At 73.4% G+C, this 19,178-nt stretch carries 16 protein-coding genes and 1 tRNA gene; 7 read left to right on the top strand and 10 right to left on the bottom strand.

Annotated elements, in window-relative coordinates; genetic code table 11:
- Positions 1-190 precede the first annotated feature (190 nt).
- Positions 191-1,369, bottom strand: coding sequence for a glycerophosphodiester phosphodiesterase (locus AB0910_RS28995; RefSeq protein ID WP_366747619.1), 1,179 nt, complete (start codon positions 1,367-1,369; stop codon positions 191-193).
- A 203-nt stretch (positions 1,370-1,572) separates the two neighbouring features.
- On the opposite strand from AB0910_RS28995, the gene AB0910_RS29000 reads away from it, so the two are divergent.
- On the top strand, positions 1,573-2,304 hold the full coding sequence (locus AB0910_RS29000) for a lysophospholipid acyltransferase family protein (RefSeq protein WP_345645900.1): 732 nt from the start codon (positions 1,573-1,575) through the stop codon (positions 2,302-2,304).
- 34 nt (positions 2,305-2,338) lie between these two features.
- Here AB0910_RS29000 and AB0910_RS29005 read toward each other — a convergent pair whose 3' ends face one another.
- Both AB0910_RS29005 and AB0910_RS29010 read right to left on the bottom strand, forming a co-directional pair.
- Positions 2,339-3,922, bottom strand: coding sequence for an MFS transporter (locus tag AB0910_RS29005; protein ID WP_366747620.1), 1,584 nt, complete (start codon positions 3,920-3,922; stop codon positions 2,339-2,341).
- Positions 3,919-4,470, bottom strand: coding sequence for a helix-turn-helix domain-containing protein (locus AB0910_RS29010; protein ID WP_366747621.1), 552 nt, complete (start codon positions 4,468-4,470; stop codon positions 3,919-3,921). The genes AB0910_RS29005 and AB0910_RS29010 overlap by 4 nt, the downstream gene beginning before the upstream one ends.
- Before the next feature lie 161 nt (positions 4,471-4,631).
- Between AB0910_RS29010 and AB0910_RS29015 the strand changes: the two genes are divergently transcribed.
- Positions 4,632-6,854 (top strand): NADP-dependent isocitrate dehydrogenase, encoded by a 2,223-nt coding sequence (locus tag AB0910_RS29015; protein ID WP_366747622.1) that lies wholly within the window; start codon positions 4,632-4,634, stop codon positions 6,852-6,854.
- 99 nt (positions 6,855-6,953) lie between these two features.
- On the opposite strand, the gene AB0910_RS29020 is transcribed toward AB0910_RS29015, so the two are convergent.
- Together AB0910_RS29020 and argH are read right to left on the bottom strand one after the other, a co-directional pair.
- A tRNA-Trp gene (locus AB0910_RS29020) sits at positions 6,954-7,026 on the bottom strand.
- 82 nt (positions 7,027-7,108) lie between these two features.
- Positions 7,109-8,536: an argininosuccinate lyase gene (gene argH / locus AB0910_RS29025; RefSeq protein ID WP_366747623.1), complete on the bottom strand. Its 1,428-nt coding sequence runs from the start codon at positions 8,534-8,536 to the stop codon at positions 7,109-7,111.
- A gap of 237 nt (positions 8,537-8,773) precedes the next feature.
- On the opposite strand from argH, the gene AB0910_RS29030 reads away from it, so the two are divergent.
- The 5 genes from AB0910_RS29030 to AB0910_RS29050 all read left to right on the top strand — a co-directional run bounded on the left by AB0910_RS29030 (position 8,774) and on the right by AB0910_RS29050 (position 13,854).
- A complete protein-coding gene (locus tag AB0910_RS29030; RefSeq protein WP_366747624.1) occupies positions 8,774-9,487 on the top strand; it encodes a L,D-transpeptidase family protein in 714 nt (237 codons plus the stop codon).
- A 93-nt stretch (positions 9,488-9,580) separates the two neighbouring features.
- On the top strand, positions 9,581-10,300 hold the full coding sequence (locus tag AB0910_RS29035) for a GntR family transcriptional regulator (RefSeq protein ID WP_366747625.1): 720 nt from the start codon (positions 9,581-9,583) through the stop codon (positions 10,298-10,300).
- The gene (locus AB0910_RS29040) at positions 10,297-11,301 is read left to right on the top strand and encodes an ADP-ribosylglycohydrolase family protein (RefSeq protein ID WP_366747626.1); all 1,005 of its coding nucleotides are present in this window, start codon (positions 10,297-10,299) and stop codon (positions 11,299-11,301) included. The genes AB0910_RS29035 and AB0910_RS29040 overlap by 4 nt, the downstream gene beginning before the upstream one ends.
- A gap of 88 nt (positions 11,302-11,389) precedes the next feature.
- Positions 11,390-12,889, top strand: a complete 1,500-nt coding sequence (locus tag AB0910_RS29045; protein WP_366747627.1) for a cytosine permease — start codon at positions 11,390-11,392, stop codon at positions 12,887-12,889.
- Complete coding sequence (locus AB0910_RS29050) at positions 12,886-13,854, top strand: PfkB family carbohydrate kinase (RefSeq protein WP_366747628.1); 969 nt, start codon at positions 12,886-12,888, stop codon at positions 13,852-13,854. Before AB0910_RS29045 ends, AB0910_RS29050 begins: the two co-directional genes overlap by 4 nt.
- Before the next feature lie 98 nt (positions 13,855-13,952).
- Here AB0910_RS29050 and AB0910_RS29055 read toward each other — a convergent pair whose 3' ends face one another.
- The 5 genes from AB0910_RS29055 to argC all read right to left on the bottom strand — a co-directional run bounded on the left by AB0910_RS29055 (position 13,953) and on the right by argC (position 18,939).
- Entirely contained in the window at positions 13,953-14,489 is a 537-nt protein-coding gene (locus AB0910_RS29055; RefSeq protein ID WP_366747629.1) for an arginine repressor, read from the bottom strand.
- A gap of 25 nt (positions 14,490-14,514) precedes the next feature.
- A complete protein-coding gene (locus AB0910_RS29060) occupies positions 14,515-15,702 on the bottom strand; it encodes an acetylornithine transaminase (RefSeq protein WP_366747651.1) in 1,188 nt (395 codons plus the stop codon).
- 83 nt (positions 15,703-15,785) lie between these two features.
- Positions 15,786-16,730 carry an acetylglutamate kinase gene (gene argB, locus AB0910_RS29065; RefSeq protein ID WP_366747630.1) on the bottom strand — a complete coding sequence of 315 codons (945 nt, stop codon included), beginning with the start codon at positions 16,728-16,730 and terminating at the stop codon, positions 15,786-15,788.
- Positions 16,727-17,914 (bottom strand): bifunctional glutamate N-acetyltransferase/amino-acid acetyltransferase ArgJ, encoded by a 1,188-nt coding sequence (gene argJ, locus AB0910_RS29070; RefSeq protein ID WP_366747631.1) that lies wholly within the window; start codon positions 17,912-17,914, stop codon positions 16,727-16,729. Before argJ ends, argB begins: the two co-directional genes overlap by 4 nt.
- Positions 17,911-18,939 carry an N-acetyl-gamma-glutamyl-phosphate reductase gene (gene argC / locus AB0910_RS29075; protein ID WP_366747632.1) on the bottom strand — a complete coding sequence of 343 codons (1,029 nt, stop codon included), beginning with the start codon at positions 18,937-18,939 and terminating at the stop codon, positions 17,911-17,913. Before argC ends, argJ begins: the two co-directional genes overlap by 4 nt.
- Between the last annotated feature and the right edge of the window lie 239 nt (positions 18,940-19,178).

Consider the following 19,178-nt stretch of genomic DNA (forward strand, 5'->3'; position numbering starts at 1 on the left):
GCGCCGATTGTCTACGGCTCCTTTCCCACAAGTCCAGGCGCCGCAACCTCCGGCGTTCGCATTCCACGGCGACAACCGGGACATCCGGCGCGGAACGCCACCAAACATCGCTGTGACATAGCCGACGCTCACGCCCTGCACACCGGCGAGGACCACCCGTTCGGGTCCGCGCCGGCGCACGGGGGCGGGCTCAGCGGCGGCGGGCGAGGAACTCCTCGCGGGCCAGCAGGGCCGTGTCCGCGTTGTCGGTGAAGACGCCGTCGATGCCGGTCTCGAAGTAGGCGCGGAACGCGCCGAAGGCGTCGCCGTAGGCGTTCGGGTCGGTGCCGCGGCGGAAGTCGGCGGGCAGGAAGGTGTTCTCGTTGCGCATCGTGTACGGGTGCAGGATCAGGCCCCGCGCGTGCGCGTCCCGCACGAGCGTGGTGGGCTCGCCCAGCCGGCCCGCCGCGTCCTTCGGGACGACGAGGTCGAGCGTCGGCCCGATGCCCTGGGCGAACGACGCGATCCAGCGCAGCCCCTCGGGCGTGACGAGATCGTCCACACCGCGCGGGTCCCCTGCCGACTTCAGGTCCCAGGGCTGGGTGCCCGCCGCATCGAGCAGCACCACACGCGGGGTGCCGACGAGGCCCGCCATGCGCCGCATGCTGGTCGGCTCGAAGGACTGGAGGTAGAGCGGGGAGTCGGCGCGGTGCCTGCCGTGGCGGCGCAGCAGCGCCGCGAGGCGCTCCTCCAGGGGCAGGCCGATGCCGCGGAAGTACGTGGGGTGCTTGGTCTCGGTGTAGAGCCAGACGGGCCTGCCGCGCCGCCGCCCCTCCTCGTCGGCCCAGGCCAGCACCTCCTCGAAGGTGGGGACCTCGAAGTGGCCGTCGTAGAGCGTGTTGTGCTGCCGGTTGGCCGGGATGCGCTCCTTGGCGCGCAGCGTCTTCAGTTCGGCGAGGGTGAAGTCCTCGGTGAACCAGCCGGTGACGGCGGTGCCGTCGACGGACTTGGTGGTGCGCCGCGCGGCGAACTCCGGGTGGTCCGCGACGTCGGTGGTGGCGCTGATGTCGTTCTCGTGGCGGCACACGAGGTGACCGTCCCTGGTCGGCACGACGTCCTGCTCGACGATGTCGGCGCCCATGTCGAGGGCGAGCCGGTAGGAGGCAAGGGTGTGCTCAGGGCGGTATCCGGCGGTGCCGCGGTGGCCGACGACGGTGGGCACGGGCAGCGCGCCGCCGTGGCCCGCGGGCCGGGGGGCGGCCTGCGCGGCGGCGGCCGCCGCCGGGACGGCGAGCGCGGCCACGGTGAGGGCCGCGGCCCCCAGTACCGCCCTGCGGGCGGGGCGCGTGGCGTCCGTGAGGGCGTGCTCCTGTTGGTGCTCCTGCGTCATGACGCTCCTTCGGCGGTGCGGTGCCGGGCGCGGAACCCGTCGGCGAACGGCCGAGCGTAGGGCGGACGGCCCTACGGTCAGGGGCAGTTGGCGGAACACGACGGGAACCGCACCCATCCTGTGGGTGTGCTGTGCGCGCAGTGCGCCCCGGACCCCTACCCGGGTACGCCTCCCGACGTGCGCGGCGACACGCTTCCCGAGTAATGTCCTCACCTGCACAGACCTCGCCGTCATCCATGCCAGTCCACGACACGGAGGACCCGTTGTCCCGTTTCGCGTTCCTCAAAGCGACGCTCGGCTCCCTGGTGCGCCTCGCGTTCCGCACGAGGGTGGAGGGGGCGGAGCACATCCCGGCCACCGGTCCGGTGATCCTCGCCGGCAACCACCTGACCTTCATCGACTCGATGATCCTGCCGCTCGTCTGCGACCGGCAGGTCTTCTTCATCGGCAAGGACGAGTACGTCACGGGCCGCGGCATCAAGGGCCGGGCGATGGCGTGGTTCTTCACCGGTGTCGGCATGATCCCGGTGGACCGCGACGGCGGGCGCGGCGGCGTGGCGGCGCTGATGACCGGGAGCCGCATCCTGGAGGAGGGGAAGATCTTCGGGATCTACCCGGAGGGCACCCGCTCCCCCGACGGCCGCCTGTACCGGGGCCGTACGGGCATCGCGCGGCTGACGCTGATGACGGGCGCCCCTGTGGTGCCGTTCGCGATGATCGGCACGGACAAGCTCCAGCCGGACGGGCGCGGGCTGCCGCGGGCCGGGAAGGTGACGGTCCGTTTCGGGCCCGCGATGGAGTTCTCCCGGTACGACGGCATGGAGCGCGACCGCTATGTGCTGCGCGCGGTGACGGACTCCGTGATGGCGGAGGTCATGCGGCTCGGCGGCCAGGAGTACGTGGACATGTACGCGACCAAGGCGAAGGCCGCGTAGCGGGCGTACGGCCAGGGGTCCGCGCGTCTCGCGCTCACTCGGCCCTGTCCCCCGCGAGGTGCGCGGGCCTGCCGTCCGCGGCGCCCGCGTCCTTGGGGGGCGCGTCGGCGAGGCGCTGCCCGCGCAGCAGGACCCAGGCGGTGGCGGCGGTCAGCAGCAGGATCAGCGCGCCCGCGCCCGCGGCGATCCGCAGGCCCGACATGAACGACTCCTGCGCGGCGGCGACCAGCGCCGCACCGCTGCCGCCGAGGCCGTGCGCCGCCTGGACCGCGCCGCCCAGGGACTCGTGGGCGGCGGACGCCGCCGCCGCCGGCACGCCGGGCGGGGTGGCGAAGCCGCGGTAGACGCCGGTGACGATGGTGCCGAGCAGAGCGATACCGAGGGCGGCGCCGAGTTCGTACGCGGTCTCGGAGACCGCTGAGGCGGCGCCCGCCTCCTCCTTGGGCACACTGCCGAGGAGCACGTCGGCGGTGACGGTGAAGCTGAAGCCCGCGCCGACGCCGACGACCAGCAGCACGGCGCCGAGCGCCGGGTAGCCGGTGTGCTCTGTGAAGAGGGTGACGGCCCCGAGCGCGAGGCCGACCGCGGCGAGGCCGCCGGAGACGATCGCGCGGACGGAGAAGCGGCGGGCGGCGCGCCCCGCGACCAGCCCGGCGGCGACGGCGCCGACCGCCGCGGGGATCTCGGCGAGACCCGCCTCCAGCGGGTCGCGCCCCTGCACGAGCTGCAGGTACTGCGAGAGGAAGAAGACCAGGCCCGAGAGGCCGAGGATGGTCAGCAGGTCGGCGAGCACGGCGCCGCGGAACCCGCGGTGCTGGAACAGCCGCATGTCGAGCAGCGGCACAGGCAGCGTCAGCTGCCGCCGTACGAACCAGAAGAGTGCGGCTGCGCCCAGGACGCCCGCCGCCACGGCGTCCCCGCGCACGCCGTGGGCCGCGGCCTCCTTCACCGCGTAGACCACGCCGACGATCCCGACGAGCGAGAGCAGCACACTCGGCAGGTCCCAGGGGCCCGGGTGCGGGTTGCGCGACTCCGGCAGCAGCCGGGCGCCGACGAGCACGAGCACCGCCATCACCGGCAGGTTGATCAGGAAGACCGAGCCCCACCAGAAGTGTTCGAGCAGGAAGCCGCCGACGATCGGTCCGACGGCCGCGCCCGCCGAGGCCATGGCGCCCCAGATGCCGACGGCGAGGCTGCGCTCGCGCGGGTCGTGGAAGAGGTTGCGGATCAGCGCGAGAGTGGCGGGCATCAGGGTCGCGCCGGCGACGCCGAGCAGGGCGCGTGCGACGATCATCGTCTCCGGGCTCCCCGCGTACGCGTTGAGCACCGAGATCCCCCCGAAGGCGACCGAGCCGGCGAGCAGCAGCCGCTTGCGGCCGATGCGGTCGCCGAGGCCGCCCATGGAGACCAGCAGCCCGGCGATGACGAAGGAGTAGATGTCGCCGATCCACAGCAGCTGGGTGCCGGTGGGGCGCAGGTCCTCGCTGAGGAAGGGCGTGGCGAGGCCGAGCACGGTCGCGTCGACGGCGACCAGCAGCACGGCGAGCACCAGGACGGCGAGGGCGAGCCAGCGTGCCGCGCCGCCGCGGGCCGCCGCAGGGGTCGTGTCGCGGGTCATGTCCGCACGCTCCGTCGTGCTCCTCCGAGGAGGAGTTCGCAGGTCAGATACTGGAAGTCCCGGGCGGCCACCCGGCCGTCCTGGATGGACCAGGCGCAGGCGCCGATCAGCCCGTACAGCGCCTCGGTGAGCCAGGCGGGCGGCAGGTCGATACGGAACTCGCCCCGCTCCTGGCCCCGGCGGAACAGGGCCGAGATGCGGCCGTCTATCCGGCTCCAGCCCTCGTGCACGTCGTCGCCCTCGAACAGCTGGTTCTCGGTGACGAGGAAGGCGAGCAGGCCCGCCGCGGGCTCGACCGCCGCGACGAAGCGGCGCAGCGCGCCCTCCGCGGGGCCGTCGTCGAGGCGGGCGGCGTCGAGCGCGGCCTCGGTCTCCCGCAGGCCGAGCGCCTCCAGCGCCCGCACCAGCGCGTCCCGCCCCGCGAAGTGCCGGTGCAGGGTGGCCCTGCCGATGCCGGCGGCCCGCGCCACCTCGTCCATGGTGGCGGTGGCGCGGCGGGTGAGCAGGGCGGCGGCGGCCCGCAGTACGTGGTCCCGGTCGACAGCCATGAGACGACCCTAACCCGAATGAGACAGGAACGTCTCACGGCGTGGGGGATGTCACGCGGGACCCATGGCCGTGTCCTGCCGGACCGGACCACGGGATATCTTGATGTCGAGCAATATTGCAGAAGTCCTTGCTGACGTGAGCAACGTGGAGCGGAGCACCGGTGACTGACTCGACCATCATCTATACGCACACCGACGAGGCCCCGGCCCTGGCGACCTATTCGTTCCTGCCCGTGATCGAGGCCTACGCCTCGACGGCCGGCGTCGCCGTGGAGAGCCGGGACATCTCGCTGGCCGGGCGGATCATCGCCCAGTTCCCGGAGCGTCTCAAGGAGGAGCAGCGCATCGGCGACGCCCTCGCCGAGCTGGGCGCCCTCGCCAGGACGCCGAGCGCCAACATCATCAAGCTGCCGAACATCTCGGCGTCGATCCCGCAGCTCAAGGCCGCCGTGGCGGAGCTCAAGGAGAAGGGCTACGACCTGCCGGACTACCCGGACGACCCGAAGACCGACGAGGAGCGCGACATCCGCGCCCGCTACGACAAGGTCAAGGGCAGCGCCGTCAACCCGGTGCTCCGCGAGGGCAACTCCGACCGCCGCGCCCCCGCGTCCGTGAAGAACTACGCGCGCAACCACCCGCACCGCATGGGCGCCTGGTCGCCGGACTCGCGGACCAACGTCGCCACCATGGCGGCCGACGACTTCAGGACCACCGAGAAGTCCGTGGTCATCGCGGCGGACGGCGCGCTGCGCATCGAGCTGGTCGGCGACGACGGCACCACGACGGTGCTGCGCGAGTCCGTGCCGGTCCTCAAGGACGAGGTCGTGGACGCCTCCGTGCTGCGCGTCGGCGCGCTGCGCGAGTTCCTCACCGAGCAGATCGCTCAGGCCAAGCGCCAGGGCGTGCTGTTCTCCGTGCACCTCAAGGCCACGATGATGAAGGTCTCGGACCCGATCATCTTCGGCCATGTCGTGCGCGCCTTCTTCCCGAAGACGTTCGCCGCGTACGGCGACGTGCTCGCGAAGGCGGGCCTGACCCCGAACGACGGCCTCGGCGGCATCCTCAAGGGCATCGAGGGCCTGCCCGAGGGCACGGAGATCAAGGCGTCCTTCGACGCCGAGCTGGCCGAGGGCCCCGAGCTCGCGATGGTCGACTCGGACCGCGGCATCACCAACCTGCACGTGCCGAGCGACGTGATCGTGGACGCCTCCATGCCCGCGATGATCCGCACCTCCGGCCACATGTGGGGCAAGGACGGCGGGGAGCACGACACCCTCGCGGTCATCCCCGACAGCAGCTACGCGGGCATCTACCAGGCCACCATCGAGGACTGCCGCGCCCACGGCGCCTTCGACCCCTCGACCATGGGCTCCGTGCCCAACGTCGGCCTGATGGCGCAGGCGGCCGAGGAGTACGGCAGCCACGACAAGACCTTCGAGATCCCGGCCACGGGCACGGTGCGCGCCGTCGACGGCTCCGGCACCGCGGTCCTCGAACAGGCCGTCGGCGCCGGCGACATCTTCCGCATGTGCCAGACCAGGGACGTGCCGATCCGCGACTGGGTCAAGCTCGCCGTCACCCGCGCCCGCGCCACCGGCGACCCGGCCGTGTTCTGGCTCGACGACACCCGCGCCCACGACCGCAACCTGATCGCCAAGGTCGAGCAGTACCTGCCCGAGCACGACACCGAGGGCCTGGTCATCGAGGTCAAGTCCCCGGTCGACGCGATCCGCTTCTCCCTGGAGCGCATCCGCCGTGGCGAGAACACCATCTCGGTCACCGGCAACGTGCTGCGCGACTACCTGACGGACCTGTTCCCGATCCTGGAGCTCGGTACCAGCGCCAAGATGCTCTCGGTCGTCCCGCTGATCAACGGCGGCGGCCTCTTCGAGACGGGCGCAGGCGGTTCGGCCCCCAAGCACGTGCAGCAGCTCGTCAAGGAGAACTACCTCCGCTGGGACAGCCTGGGCGAGTTCCTGGCCCTCGCGGTCAGCTTCGAGCAGCTCGCGGGCAGCACGGGCAACGCGCGCGCCAAGGTGCTCGCCGACACCCTGGACCGCGCCACCGGGACCTTCCTCGACCAGGACAAGTCGCCGAGCCGCCGCGTCGGCGGCATCGACAACCGCGGCAGCCACTTCTACCTCGCCCTGTACTGGGCGCAGGAGCTGGCGAAGCAGACCGAGGACGCGCAGCTCGCCGAGGCCTTCGGACCGCTGGCGAAGACGCTGACGGAGCGGGAGCAGGCCATCGTCGACGAGCTGGTCGCCGTGCAGGGCTCGCCGGTCGACCTGGGCGGCTACTACCAGCCCGACCCGGCGAAGGCCGCGGCCGCGATGCGCCCGTCGAAGACGTTCAACCAGGCGGTGGACGCGCTCAAGGGCTGACGGCCCGCAGGGCCGGGGGCGCGCCCCCGGCCCGTCGTGCGTACGGCAGAAGGCGAACGCCCCGTGGGGAACGGGGCGTTCGCCTTCTGTGCGGTCCAGCAGGGGCGGCAGGAGTCGAACCTGCGACCGACGCTTTTGGAGAGCGTTGCTCTGGCCTCTGAGCTACACCCCTTCGGCGCTCCCGACTCTGACAGGTGCGCCTCAGGGGTGCCATCCGATTATCGGTGTGTCGCCCCGACTGCCCCGAATGGCGGTCACTTCTTCGCCGCGGCCCACGCGTGCTGGATCACCAGGTCGGCCTTGAGCTCGGAGAGCTGCGCCAGGACCGCGGAAGGGGCCGTGCCGCCGCGCCCGTTGCGGGAGGCGAGCGCGCCCTGCACGTTGAGCACGGAGCGCACGTCGGGCGTCAGGTGCGGGGAGATCTTGGCGAACTGCTCGTCCGTCAGCTCGTCGAGCTCGATGCCGAGCGCCTCGCACTCCTTGACGCACTCCCCCGCGACCTCGTGCGCGACCCGGAACGGCACGCCCTGCTTGACCAGCCACTCGGCGATGTCGGTGGCGAGCGAGAAGCCCGCGGGCGCAAGCTCCTCCATCCGCGTCCTGTTGACCTTCAGGGTGGCCATCATGCCGGTGAACGCGGGCAGCAGGACCTCCAGCTGGTCGCAGGAGTCGAAGACCGGCTCCTTGTCCTCCTGGAGGTCGCGGTTGTACGCGAGCGGCAGCGCCTTGAGGGTGGCGAGCAGGCCGGTCAGATTGCCGATGAGGCGGCCCGACTTGCCGCGCGCCAGCTCGGCGATGTCCGGGTTCTTCTTCTGCGGCATGATCGACGAGCCGGTGGAGTAGGCGTCGTCCAGCGTCACGAAGGAGAACTCCTTCGTGTTCCAGATGATGACCTCCTCCGCGATCCTGGAGAGGTTGAGGCCGATCATCGCCGTGATGAAGGCGAACTCGGCGACGAAGTCGCGGGACGCCGTGCCGTCGATGGAGTTGCCGGTGGAACCGCGCTCGAAGCCGAGGTCCACCGCGACCGCCTCGGGGTCGAGGCCGAGCGACGAGCCGGCCAGCGCGCCGGAGCCGTACGGGGAGACCGCCGTGCGCTTGTCCCACTGGCGCAGCCGCTCCGCGTCCCGGGAGAGTGCCTGGACGTGCGCGAGCACATGGTGGGCGAAGAGTACGGGCTGGGCGTGCTGGAGGTGGGTGCGGCCGGGCATGGCGACGGTCGAGTTGGCCTCGGCGAGGCCCACCAGCGCGTCCTGGAGGTCGGCGACCAGGGCGCCGATGGTCCGCGCGTGGTCGCGCAGGTACATCCGGAAGAGGGTGGCGACCTGGTCGTTGCGCGAGCGGCCGGCGCGCAGCTTGCCGCCGAGGTCGGGGCCGAGGCGTTCGAGCAGGCCGCGCTCCAGGGCGGTGTGCACGTCCTCGTCGGCGACGGTGCCGGTGAACGAGCCGTCGGCCACGTCGTCCTCCAGCTGGGCGAGGCCCGCGAGCATCTCGGTCAGCTCGTCGGCGGTGAGCAGCCCCGCCTTGTGCAGCACGCGCGCGTGGGCGCGCGACCCGGCGATGTCGTACGGGGCGAGGCGCCAGTCGAAGTGCACGGACGCGGAGAGCCTGGCCAGGGCGTCGGCCGGTCCTTCGGCGAACCTGCCGCCCCAGAGCCGGACGTCACCGTTGTTGCTGCTCACTGCTGCTCCCGAGGTGAGAGGGGTGGGACATGAGGGGGTGCGGGGATGGTGCGGGCCGGGACCCGGGACGCCGGGAACGGGCGCGTCCCTTCCGTGAATGCATTCACTGGCGGGTATAACTATGCAAGCGACCGTATGGTTTGTCAAAGCCCGGGGCCGGGGCCGCGCGGGCCCCGGCTCCCCCATACGGCTCCGCTCCGGGGGCCCGCGGCACCCGCCGCTCCTACGCTCCGAGTCATGAAGAGAGCCCGCGCGGCCGCCTCCGCGCTCCTCGCCCTCACCGCTGTCGCCGCGACCACGGCGGCCGCGGCGACGGGCGGCGCGGGGCCGCTGCCCGAGCGGATGGCGGACACCGGCGGTGGCCGCCAGCTGATCACCGTCGAGGGGCCGGCGCTCGGCGCCACGACGGGCCGGCTCACCTGGTGGGACCTGCGGGGGCGGCACTGGGTCGCCGCGGGCTCGGCGCCCGCGCGCTTCGGTGCGAACGGCCTCGCGGACGGCGCGACGCGCAGGCAGGGCACGTCCACCACGCCGACGGGCCTCTACGGCCTGCCGTACGCCTTCGGCAACGCGGCGGCGCCGCGCGGCACGACGTACCCCTACCGCCGCGCGAGCGACCGGTCCTGGTGGTGCGAGGACAACGCCTCGCGCGCGTACAACCGCTGGACGGAGGGGCTGCCGCGGGACTGCCGCGCGAGCGAGTCGGAGCACCTGGCGGACTACCCGGAGCAGTACGCGCACGCGCTGGTGATCGCCTACAACTACGACCGCCCGGTGCACGGACGGGGCGCCGGGATCTTCCTGCACGTCAACGGCGAGGGCGCGACGGCCGGCTGCGTCTCGGTCCCGGCGGACGCGATGGCCGCGGTCCTGGCCTGGGCCGACCGGTCGCGGCTTCCGCACATCGCGATCGGCACGCAGAGCGGGTCCACGGCGGTCACGGCGTACTGAGCCGCGTCCGCGGCCGTCGGTCCCGTACGGCAGCACAGCAGAACAGCACCTCCGGCCCTGGACCTGTCCAGTCATGTCCACTACTCTTCAGACATGCCTGGACAGGTTCACAAGCACCATCGCATCGCCCGCGTGCTCGCCGACGAGATCAGAGCCGGTGTGCACAGCACCGGCGAGCGGCTGCCCGGCGAGCACGCGCTCACCCAGCGGTTCGGGGTCAGCCGCACCACCCTGCGGCAGGCGCTCCAGGTACTGGGCGACGAGGGACTGATCGCGACGCACCCCGGCATCGGCTCGTTCGTCACCTTCGACGGCACGCCGCTGGACAACCGGCTCGGCTGGACCCGCGCCCTCGCGGGGCAGACCACCGAGCTGGCCACCGAGGTGCTGCGGTTCGAGACGGTGCGCGACCCTGCGCTCGCGGCCGAGCTGGACACGGAGACCGACGCGTTCGTCGCGCTCGACCGGGTCAGGCGGCTCGCCGGCGGCGTCGGGGTGTCGCTCGAACTCAGCCGCGTGCCGGCCGTGGGGCCGCTGGCAGGCCTGCCCGCGCGCGGGCTCACCGAGGGGTCGCTCAACAAGACGCTGCTCGCCGCGGGGCGGATCACCGATTCGGGCGACGGCCAGGTCTCGGTACGGGGCCTCACCGCCAAGGAGGCGGAGCTGCTCCGCCGCTCCCCCCGCGAGTCCTTCCTGCACCTGGCCCAGGTGTACCGGGCGGCCGACGGCTCCCTCGTCGAGCAGGTGACCAGCCTCCTCGATCCCGCCAGGTTCCAACTGCACGTCCACTCGGGGCGAGGAGACCGCGCATGACCCAGCCGCACACCGCCACCCTCGACCGCGCCCTCGGCGCGTACTACGGGCTCGCGCTCGGCGACGCCCTCGGCATGCCCACCCAGCTCATGTCGCGCCGCGACGTGGTCAGGGCGTACGGCGCCCTCACCGGCTTCGCGCCCGCGGGGCCCGACAACCCGGTCAGCGCGGGCATGCCGGCGGGCTCGGTCACCGACGACACCGACCAGGCCGTCATCGTCGGCAGGCTCCTCGTGGAGGGCGGCGGGCACATCGACCCCGGGCGCCTCGCGCAGACCCTGCTCGACTGGGAGAAGGAGATGCGGGCGAAGGGCTCGCTCGACCTGCTCGGCCCTTCGACCAAGGCGGCGCTCGACCTGGTGGCGAAGGGGGTCCAGCCGCGGGAGGCGGGGCGCCACGGCACCACCAACGGCGCCGCGATGCGCGTCACGCCCGTGGGCATCGCCTTCCCCGCGCGGCCGGTGGCGGCGTTCCTCGACCGGGTCGTGGAGTCCTGCCAGGTGACCCACGACACCACCGTCGGCATCGCGGGGGCCGCCGCCGTGGCGGCGGCCGTCAGCACCGGCGTCGGCGGTGGCACGCTGGAGGACGCGGTCGCCGCAGCCGTCGAGGCGGCGGCGGCGGGCGCGGAGCGCGGCCACTGGATCGCGGGCGCGGACATCGCGGCCAGGATCGAGTGGGCGACCGGGCTTGTCGCCGGCCTCCCCGAGGCGGAGGCTCTCGACCTGGTCTGCTCGCTCGTGGGGACGAGTGTGGCGAGCCAGGAGTCCGTGCCCGCCGCGTTCGCCGTCCTGTCCGTCGCGGGGGGCGACCCGTGGCGCAGCGCGCTGCTCGCGGCCAACCTCGGCGGCGACAGCGACACCATCGGCGCGATCGCGGGCGCCGTCGCCGGGTCGGTGGCCGGGCTCCGTGCCTTGCCGCCCGACGCGGTCGCCACCCTCCGCGCCGTCAACGACCTCGAGCTGGAGCCCCTCACGGAGCGTCTGCTCGCGCTGCGCTGAGAGTGTCGGCGCAGTCCCGCCGCGCCGCCGGAAGCCCCCGGCGCGCGGAACCAGTCCCTCCGAGAGCACGAGGCAAGGAGGTTCCGTCATGACCGCTTCGACGACGAACGATCACGTCGGCACCAGTGGTAGCGCGACCGTGAACGAGCAGGTCGGGACCATCGAGACCCGGGGCATCGAGCCCGTACCCGACGCGGAGCGGCACGGCCACGCCTCCCAGATGTTCTGGACGTGGTTCGCCGCCAACATCTCCCTCCTCGGGCTGCCGCTCGGCGCCACGCTGGTGGCGTTCCGCGGCCTGAACATCTGGCAGGCCGTCCTGGTCGCCGCGGTCGGCTCCGTCGGCTCCTTCGCCCTGGTGGGCGTGCTCAGCCTGGCGGGCAAGAAGGGCGGCGCGCCCGCGCTCACGCTCTCCAGGGCGGTGTTCGGGCAGCGCGGCAACGCCGGCCCCACCCTGATCAGCTGGCTCAGCAGGGTGGGCTGGGAGACGATCACGACGACGACCGCCGCCTATGCGCTGCTCGCGCTGGTGCGGTGGGTCTTCGGCTGGCACCAGAACACCGTGCTGACGCTGGTGTGCCTGCTCGTCTTCATCGGCTGCACCCTGCTGATCAGCGGCCTCGGCCACGCCACGATCATGTGGATCAACAAGTGGGCGACGGTCGTCTTCGGCGTGCTGAACCTGATCGTGATGGGCTTCCTCGTCGCGACCGTCGACTGGGACAAGGTGCTCCATGTGCACGCGGGTCCGGTCAGCGGCGTCGTCGCGGGCGTCGGCTTCATCGCGGCGGGCACGGGCATCGGCTGGGCCAACGCGGGCGCGGACTACGCGCGCTACCTGCCGCGCAGGCTGCCCGGCGGGCGGCTGGTGACGGCGTCGGCGTTCGGCGCCGGCGTCCCGCTCGTGCTGCTGATCTCGCTCGGCTCGCTGCTGTCGGCGGGCGACTCGACGCTGGCGAACGCGTCCGACCCGGTCGCGGCGATCAACGGCATGCTGCCGTCGTGGATGGCGGTGCCGTACCTGATCGCGGCCTTCGGCGGGCTGCTGATGTCGAACCACCTGTCGACGTACTCGGCGGGCCTGACGATGCTGACGCTCGGCCTGCGGGTGCGGCGGCACCTCGCGGTGACCGTGGACGTCGTGCTGATGTTCCTCGGCGGCGTGTACTTCATGCTGATCGCGAAGGACTTCTACGGGCCGTTCTCCACGTTCCTCACGCTCCTCGCGGTGCCGATCTCGGCGTGGATCGGGGTGATCCTTGTGGACTCGGCGCGCGGGCGCGGCTACGACCCCGCGGGCCTGATGGACACCACCCGCACCAGCCGCTACTGGTACACCGGCGGCCTGCACCTGCCCGCCGTGCTGGCGTGGGCGGTGGCGATCGTGACGGGCCTGCTGTTCACGGAGGCGTCGACGAGCGCGGACGACGTCTGGTTCGCGGGCCCCTGGGCGCACACCTGGCTCGGCGTGAACGGCCTCGGCTGGGCCGTCTCGATGGCCGTGGGCGCGCTGCTCTACGGGGTACTGGCGCGGCGGCCCGCCGCGCTCCCCGGCCAGGAGTCGGGCGCCGAAGGCACCGCACGGTGAGCGGGCGGCTGTTCCTCGCGGGCAACGTCATCGCCGACCTGGTGATCGAGGTGCCCGCCCTGCCGGAGCGCGGCGGCGACGTCATCGGCACCAGGACCGCGCTCACGGCGGGCGGCGGCTTCAACACGCTGGCCGCGGCCGGGCGGCTGGGCGCGGAGACCGTCTTCGCCGGGCTGCACGGCACGGGCCCCTACGGCGACCTGGTGCGGGCCGCGCTCGCCGCTGAGGGCGTACGGGTGCTGCTGCCGCGGCGCACCGACGGCGACAGCGGATTCACGGTGGCGCTGGTCGAGGGCGGCGGCGAGCGCACCTTCGTGACCAGCTTCGGCGTGGAAGCGGAACTGACCGCGCGCGACACGGCCGCGGTCGCGGCCGAGGTACGCGCGGGCGACCTGGTGCAGCTCTCGGGCTACGGCCTGGTGATGCCGGCGAACGGCCCGCTGCTCTCGGCGTTCGCCGCGGGCCTGCCGGCCGGGGTGGTGCTCTGCCTGGACCCGGGGCCGCTGGTGGCGGACATCCCGGCCGCCGTGCTGGGCCCGGTGCTGGCCCGTACGGACTGGCTGAGCGCGAACGCACGCGAGGCGGCGCTGCTGTCCGGCGCGGCCGAGCCGCCCGCCGCGGCGGCGGCGCTGCGGGCGCGGCTCGCGCCGGGCGCGGGCGCCCTGGTGCGGGCGGACAAGGACGGCTGCTGGCTCGCCGCGCCCGACGGCTCGGTGCCCGTCCACGTCCCCGGCTTCCCGGTGACGGCGGTGGACAGCAACGGCGCGGGCGACGCGCACGTCGGCGCGTTCCTGACCCTGCTGGGCGAGGGCGCGCCGCCGGAGCGCGCGGTGCGGGCGGCCAACGCGGCGGCCGCGTACGCGGTCACGCGCCGCGGCCCCGCGACGGCGCCCACCCGCGCCGAGCTGACCGCCTTCGCCCGCGCGGCACACGCCGACGACGTGGCGGCCCTGCTGGGCGACTGAGCCCCGCGCGGGCCGCACCGCACGCGGTGGCGCGGCGTACGGGCCGTGCCGCACCGCACGGGCGTACGGACCGCGGACCTGGCGGCCGCACGGGCGGGTCAGCGTTCGCGGCCGGTCTCGGCGAGTTTCAGTAGGTGGTCGGCGAGCTCCTGGCCGCCGGTCGGGTCCCGGCTGATGAGCATCAGCGTGTCGTCGCCCGCGATGGTGCCGAGAACGCTGCCGAGCTCGGCCTGGTCGATCGCCGACGCGAGGAACTGGGCCGCGCCGGGAGGCGTCCGCAGCACCACGAGGTTGGCGGACGCCTCGGCCGAGATGAGCAGTTCGGCGGCGAGGCGGCGCATGCGCTCCTCCTTCACCGACTCGCCGAGCGGCGCCTGCGGCGTGCGGAAGCCGCCCTCGCTCGGGACCGCGTAGATGAGTTCGCCGCCCGCGTTGCGGATCTTGACCGCGCCGAGCTCGTCCAGGTCGCGGGAGAGCGTGGCCTGGGTGACGGTGAGTCCGTCGTCGGCGAGCAGCCGCGCCAGCTGGCTCTGCGAGCGGACCGGCTGCCTCCCCAGGATGTCCACGATCCGGCGGTGCCTGGCCATTCTCGTCTGCGGAAGGGCGGGACCGCCGCCCTGCTGCGGCTCACTCATCGTCGTCGTCTCATCTCGGTTCGGCTCAGCTCGGCTCGCGCCCGTCGGCCCCGCTCGGGCCGTCCGGGTCGCCCGGGTGCACCGCGGCGTCCAGGACGCCGGGCAGCGCCCGCAGGAATCCGTCGACCTCGCCGTCCCCGACGATCAGCGGCGGCATCAGCCGCACGACGTCGGGGGCCGGCGCGTTCACCAGGAAACCGGCGTCCTGAGCTGCCCGCTGCACGGCCGCCGCGAGCTGCTCCGTGAGCACGATACCGAGGAGCAGCCCCGCGCCGCGTACATGCGAGACCAGCAGGTGCCCGAGCCCCTCGATCCCCTCGCGCAGCTTCTCGCCCAGCCGCTTCACCTCGTCGAGCGCGCCCTGCGCCGCCAGCGTGTCGAGGACCGCGAGCCCGGCGGCGCAGGCGACCGGGTTGCCGCCGAACGTCGTGCCGTGCTGGCCCGGCTTCAGCAGGTCGGCCGCCGGGCCGAACGCGAGGGCCGCGCCGAGCGGCAGGCCGCCGCCGAGCCCCTTGGCGAGGGTGACCACGTCGGGCTCGACGCCCTGGTGGCCCTGGTAGTGGAACCAGTGGCCCGTGCGGCCGACACCCGTCTGCACCTCGTCGAGGACGAGCAGGGTCCCGGTGGCACGGGTGATCTCGCGGGCCGCCTCCAGATAGCCGCGCGGCGGCACGACCACGCCGAGCTCGCCCTGGATCGGCTCGATGATCACGAAAGCGGTCTCCTCGGTGACCGCGGCGCGCAGCGCCTCGACGTCGCCGAACGGCACGTGCGTGACCTCGCCGGGCAGCGGCGCGAACGGCGCCCGCTTGCCCTCCTGGCCGGTCAGCGCGAGCGCGCCCATCGTGCGGCCGTGGAAGCCGCCTGCCGTCGCGACCATGTGGCGGCGGCCCGTGAGCCGGCCGATCTTGAACGCGGCCTCGTTGGCCTCGGCGCCGGAGTTGCAGAAGAACACCCGGCCGGGGCGGCCCGCCAGCTGGACGAGGCGCTCGGCGAGGGCGACGGCGGGCTCGGCGACGTACAGGTTGGAGACATGGCCGAGCGAGCCGATCTGCCGGGACACCGCCTCGACGACGGCCGGGTGTGCGTGGCCGAGCGCGTTGACGGCGATCCCGCCGACGAAGTCGGTGTACGCGGTGCCGTCGGCGTCCCACACGGTCGCACCGGAGCCGCGCACCAGGGACAGCTGCGGGGTGCCGTAGTTGTCGGCCATGACGGCCCGCCAGCGGCGGGACAGCGCCTCGTTGCCTGCGGCCCCTGCCGTGCCGCCGGTGGTGCCGGTGCCTGCGGTGTCGCTCACTGCGCGTCCCCTCCAGTGGTGTGCGGGCCGGCGCCGGGGGCGGCCTGCGCCCCGGGTGCGTCGGGTACGACCATCGTCCCGATGCCCTCGTCGGTGAAGATCTCCAGCAGGATCGAGTGCGGGACCCGCCCGTCGATGACGCGGGCCGTGGAGACGCCGCCGCGCACCGCGTACAGGCAGCCCTCCATCTTCGGCACCATGCCGCTCGACAGGTCGGGCAGCAGCTTCTCCAGCTGGCTGGCGGTGAGCCGGCTGATCACGTCGTCGCTGCGGGGCCAGTCCTCGTAGAGGCCCTCGACGTCGGTGAGGACGAGCAGTGTCTCGGCGCCGAGCGCGACGGCGAGCGCCGCGGCCGCGGTGTCGGCGTTGACGTTGTAGACGTGGTGGTCGTCCGCGCTGCGGGCGATGGACGACACCACCGGGATGCGCTCGTCGTCCAGCAGGGTGCCGATCAGCCCCGTGTCGATGCCGGTGATCTCGCCGACGCGCCCGATGTCGACCAACTCGCCCTCGACGCGCGGCTGGTGCTTGGTCGCGGTGATGGTGTTGCCGTCCTCGCCCGTGAGGCCGACGGCGTGCGGCCCGTGCGCGTTGAGCAGGCCCACGAGCTCGCGCTGGACCTGGCCCGCGAGCACCATGCGCACCACGTCCATCGCCTCTGGCGTGGTGACGCGCAGCCCCGCCTTGAACTCGCTGACCAGGCCGTGCCGGTCGAGCTGTGCGCTGATCTGCGGTCCGCCGCCGTGCACGACGACGGGCCTGAGGCCCGCCTGCCGCAGGAAGACGACGTCCTGCGCGAACGCGGCCTTGAGGTCGTCGTCGACCATGGCGTTGCCGCCGAACTTGACGACGACGATCTTGTTGTTGTGCCGGACCAGCCAGGGCAGCGCCTCGACGAGGGTCTGCGCCTTCGGCAGTGCGGTGTGCTTGCGTGTGCTCATGAGCTGTACGCGCTGTTCTCGTGGACGTAGTCGGCGGTGAGGTCGTTGGTCCAGACGACCGCCGACCCGCTGCCGGCCGCCAGGTCGGCGGTGATGCGGACCTCGCGGTAGCGCATGTCGACCAGGTCGCGGTCCTCGCCGAAGGAGCCGTTCCTGCACACCCAGACGTCGTTGATGGCGACGTTGAGCCGGTCGGGCTCGAAGGCGGCGCCGGTGGTGCCGATCGCGGACAGGACGCGGCCCCAGTTGGGGTCCTCGCCGTGGATCGCGCACTTGAGCAGGTTGTTGCGGGCGATGGAGCGGCCCACCTCGACGGCGTCGTCCTCGCTCGCGGCGCCGACGACCTCGACGCGGATGTCCTTCGACGCGCCCTCCGCGTCGCCGATGAGCTGGCGCGCCAGGTCGGCGCACACCTCGCGGACGGCCTCGGCGAACGGCTCGTACGCGGGGGCGGTGCCCGAGGCGCCGGACGCGAGGAGCAGCACGGTGTCGTTGGTGGACATGCAGCCGTCGGAGTCGACGCGGTCGAAGGTGGTGCGGGTGGCCGCGCGCAGGGCGCGGTCGAGGTCCGCGCTGTCCACGTCGGCGTCGGTGGTGAGGACGGCGAGCATAGTGGCGAGGCCGGGGGCGAGCATGCCGGCGCCCTTGGCCATGCCGCCGACGGACCACGCGCCGCCCGGCCCCGCGGCGACGGCCGTCTTGTGGACGGTGTCGGTGGTCTTGATGGCGAGGGCGGCCTTCTCGCCGCCGTGCTCGGAGAGCTCGGCTGCCGCCTTGCCGATGCCGGGCAGCAGCCTGTCCATCGGGAGGGTCACGCCGATGAGCCCGGTGGAGGCGACGGCGACCTGTCCCGCGCCGATCCCTTCGGGGGCTTCGCCGGTGGCGAGGGCGCTCAGCACCTCGGCGGCCCTCTCCGCGGTGGCGTGGGTGTCCTGGAAGCCCCGCGGGCCCGTGCAGGCGTTGGCGCCGCCCGAGTTGAGGACGACCGCGGCGATCTCGCCGCCCTTGACGACCTGCTCCGACCAGAGGACGGGCGCGGCCTTGACGCGGTTGGCGGTGAAGACGCCCGCGGCGGCGCGGCGGGGGCCCTTGTTCAGGACGAGTGCCAGGTCGGGGCCCCCGCTCTGCTTGATCCCCGCGGCGATGCCGGCCGCGGCGAACCCCTTCGGTGCGGTGACGCTCACGGCGCGACTCCGATCGTGGAAAGTCCGGTGTCCTCAGGGAGTCCGAGGGCGATGTTCATGCTCTGCACGGCCCCGCCCGCGGTGCCCTTCGCGAGGTTGTCGATGGCGCTGATCGCGATGATCCGGTCCGCGTACGGATCGTGGGTGACCTGGATCTGTACGGCGTTGGAGCCGTGGACGGACGCCGTGGCGGGCCACCGGCCCTCGGGCAGCAGATGGACGAACGGCTCGTCCGCGTACGCCTTCTCGTAGGCCGCGCGGACGCCTTCCGCCGTGGTGCCGGGGCGGGCCTTGGCCGAGCAGGTCGCGAGGATGCCGCGCGGCATGGGCGCGAGGGTGGGCGTGAAGGACACGGTGACGCGCTCGCCCGCGACCCCGCTGAGGTTCTGCGTGATCTCCGGCGTGTGCCGGTGGCCGCCGCCGACACCGTACGGGGACATCGAGCCCATGACCTCGCTGCCGAGCAGGTGCGGCTTGGCCGACTTGCCCGCGCCCGAGGTGCCGGAGGCCGCGGTGATCACCGCCTCGGGCTCCGCGAGGCCCGCGGCGTACGCGGGGAACAGCGCGAGCGAGACCGCCGTGGGGTAGCAGCCGGGTACCGCGATGCGCTTGGACCCTTCGAGCGCGGCGCGGGCACCCGGCAGTTCCGGCAGGCCGTAGGGCCAGGTCCCGGCGTGCGGCGAGCCGTAGAACCGCTCCCAGTCGGCGGCGTCCCTGAGCCGGAAGTCGGCCCCCATGTCGACGACCAGGGTGTCGGCTCCGAGCTGCTCGGCGACGGCGGCGGACTGCCCGTGCGGCAGCGCGAGGAAGACGACGTCGTGCCCGGCGAGGGTGGCGGCACCGGTCTCGGCGAGCACCCGCCCGGCCAGCGGCAGCAGGTGCGGCTGGAGCGACCCGAGCGGCTGTCCCGCGTTGGCGTTCCCGGTCACGGCCCCGATCTCGACCGCCGGGTGCCCGAGCAGCACCCGCAGCACCTCGCCCCCGGCATACCCGCTGGCACCGGCCACCGCCACACGTAGAGCCATCACCCGTCCTCCCTCTAGACGGCATGACTATACGTACGCCTGCACTTCTATGCAATAAGGAGAGGCGCCCGGCAGCGGCGCCGCCGAGCGCTGCCGTCCGGGTCTCCATGAGGCCGGCCCCCGCCCGGTCCCGGCCCACGGATGCCGCCCGTCATCCCGCGCGGACCCGGTTCCGCCCCCGACCGTGCCGCCGGCCGACCCGGACGTGCGGCAGGCCCCCCAAGACGTCGTTGTGGTGA

The organism is Streptomyces sp. NPDC047002 (assembly GCF_040704505.1).
Lineage (GTDB): Bacteria > Actinomycetota > Actinomycetes > Streptomycetales > Streptomycetaceae > Streptomyces.

Excerpts from the sequence above, each read along its gene's own strand:
- AB0910_RS28995 (WP_366747619.1), bottom strand. The coding sequence starts at position 1,369 with ATGACGCAGGAGCACCAACAGGAGCACGCCCTCACGGACGCCACGCGC.
- AB0910_RS29000 (WP_345645900.1), top strand. The coding sequence starts at position 1,573 with ATGTCCTCACCTGCACAGACCTCGCCGTCATCCATGCCAGTCCACGAC.
- AB0910_RS29005 (WP_366747620.1), bottom strand. The coding sequence starts at position 3,922 with ATGACCCGCGACACGACCCCTGCGGCGGCCCGCGGCGGCGCGGCACGC.
- AB0910_RS29010 (WP_366747621.1), bottom strand. The coding sequence starts at position 4,470 with ATGGCTGTCGACCGGGACCACGTACTGCGGGCCGCCGCCGCCCTGCTC.
- AB0910_RS29030 (WP_366747624.1), top strand. The coding sequence starts at position 8,774 with ATGAAGAGAGCCCGCGCGGCCGCCTCCGCGCTCCTCGCCCTCACCGCT.
- AB0910_RS29035 (WP_366747625.1), top strand. The coding sequence starts at position 9,581 with ATGCCTGGACAGGTTCACAAGCACCATCGCATCGCCCGCGTGCTCGCC.
- AB0910_RS29040 (WP_366747626.1), top strand. The coding sequence starts at position 10,297 with ATGACCCAGCCGCACACCGCCACCCTCGACCGCGCCCTCGGCGCGTAC.
- AB0910_RS29045 (WP_366747627.1), top strand. The coding sequence starts at position 11,390 with ATGACCGCTTCGACGACGAACGATCACGTCGGCACCAGTGGTAGCGCG.
- AB0910_RS29055 (WP_366747629.1), bottom strand. The coding sequence starts at position 14,489 with ATGAGTGAGCCGCAGCAGGGCGGCGGTCCCGCCCTTCCGCAGACGAGA.
- AB0910_RS29060 (WP_366747651.1), bottom strand. The coding sequence starts at position 15,702 with ATGGCCGACAACTACGGCACCCCGCAGCTGTCCCTGGTGCGCGGCTCC.
- argB (WP_366747630.1), bottom strand. The coding sequence starts at position 16,730 with ATGAGCACACGCAAGCACACCGCACTGCCGAAGGCGCAGACCCTCGTC.
- argC (WP_366747632.1), bottom strand. The coding sequence starts at position 18,939 with ATGGCTCTACGTGTGGCGGTGGCCGGTGCCAGCGGGTATGCCGGGGGC.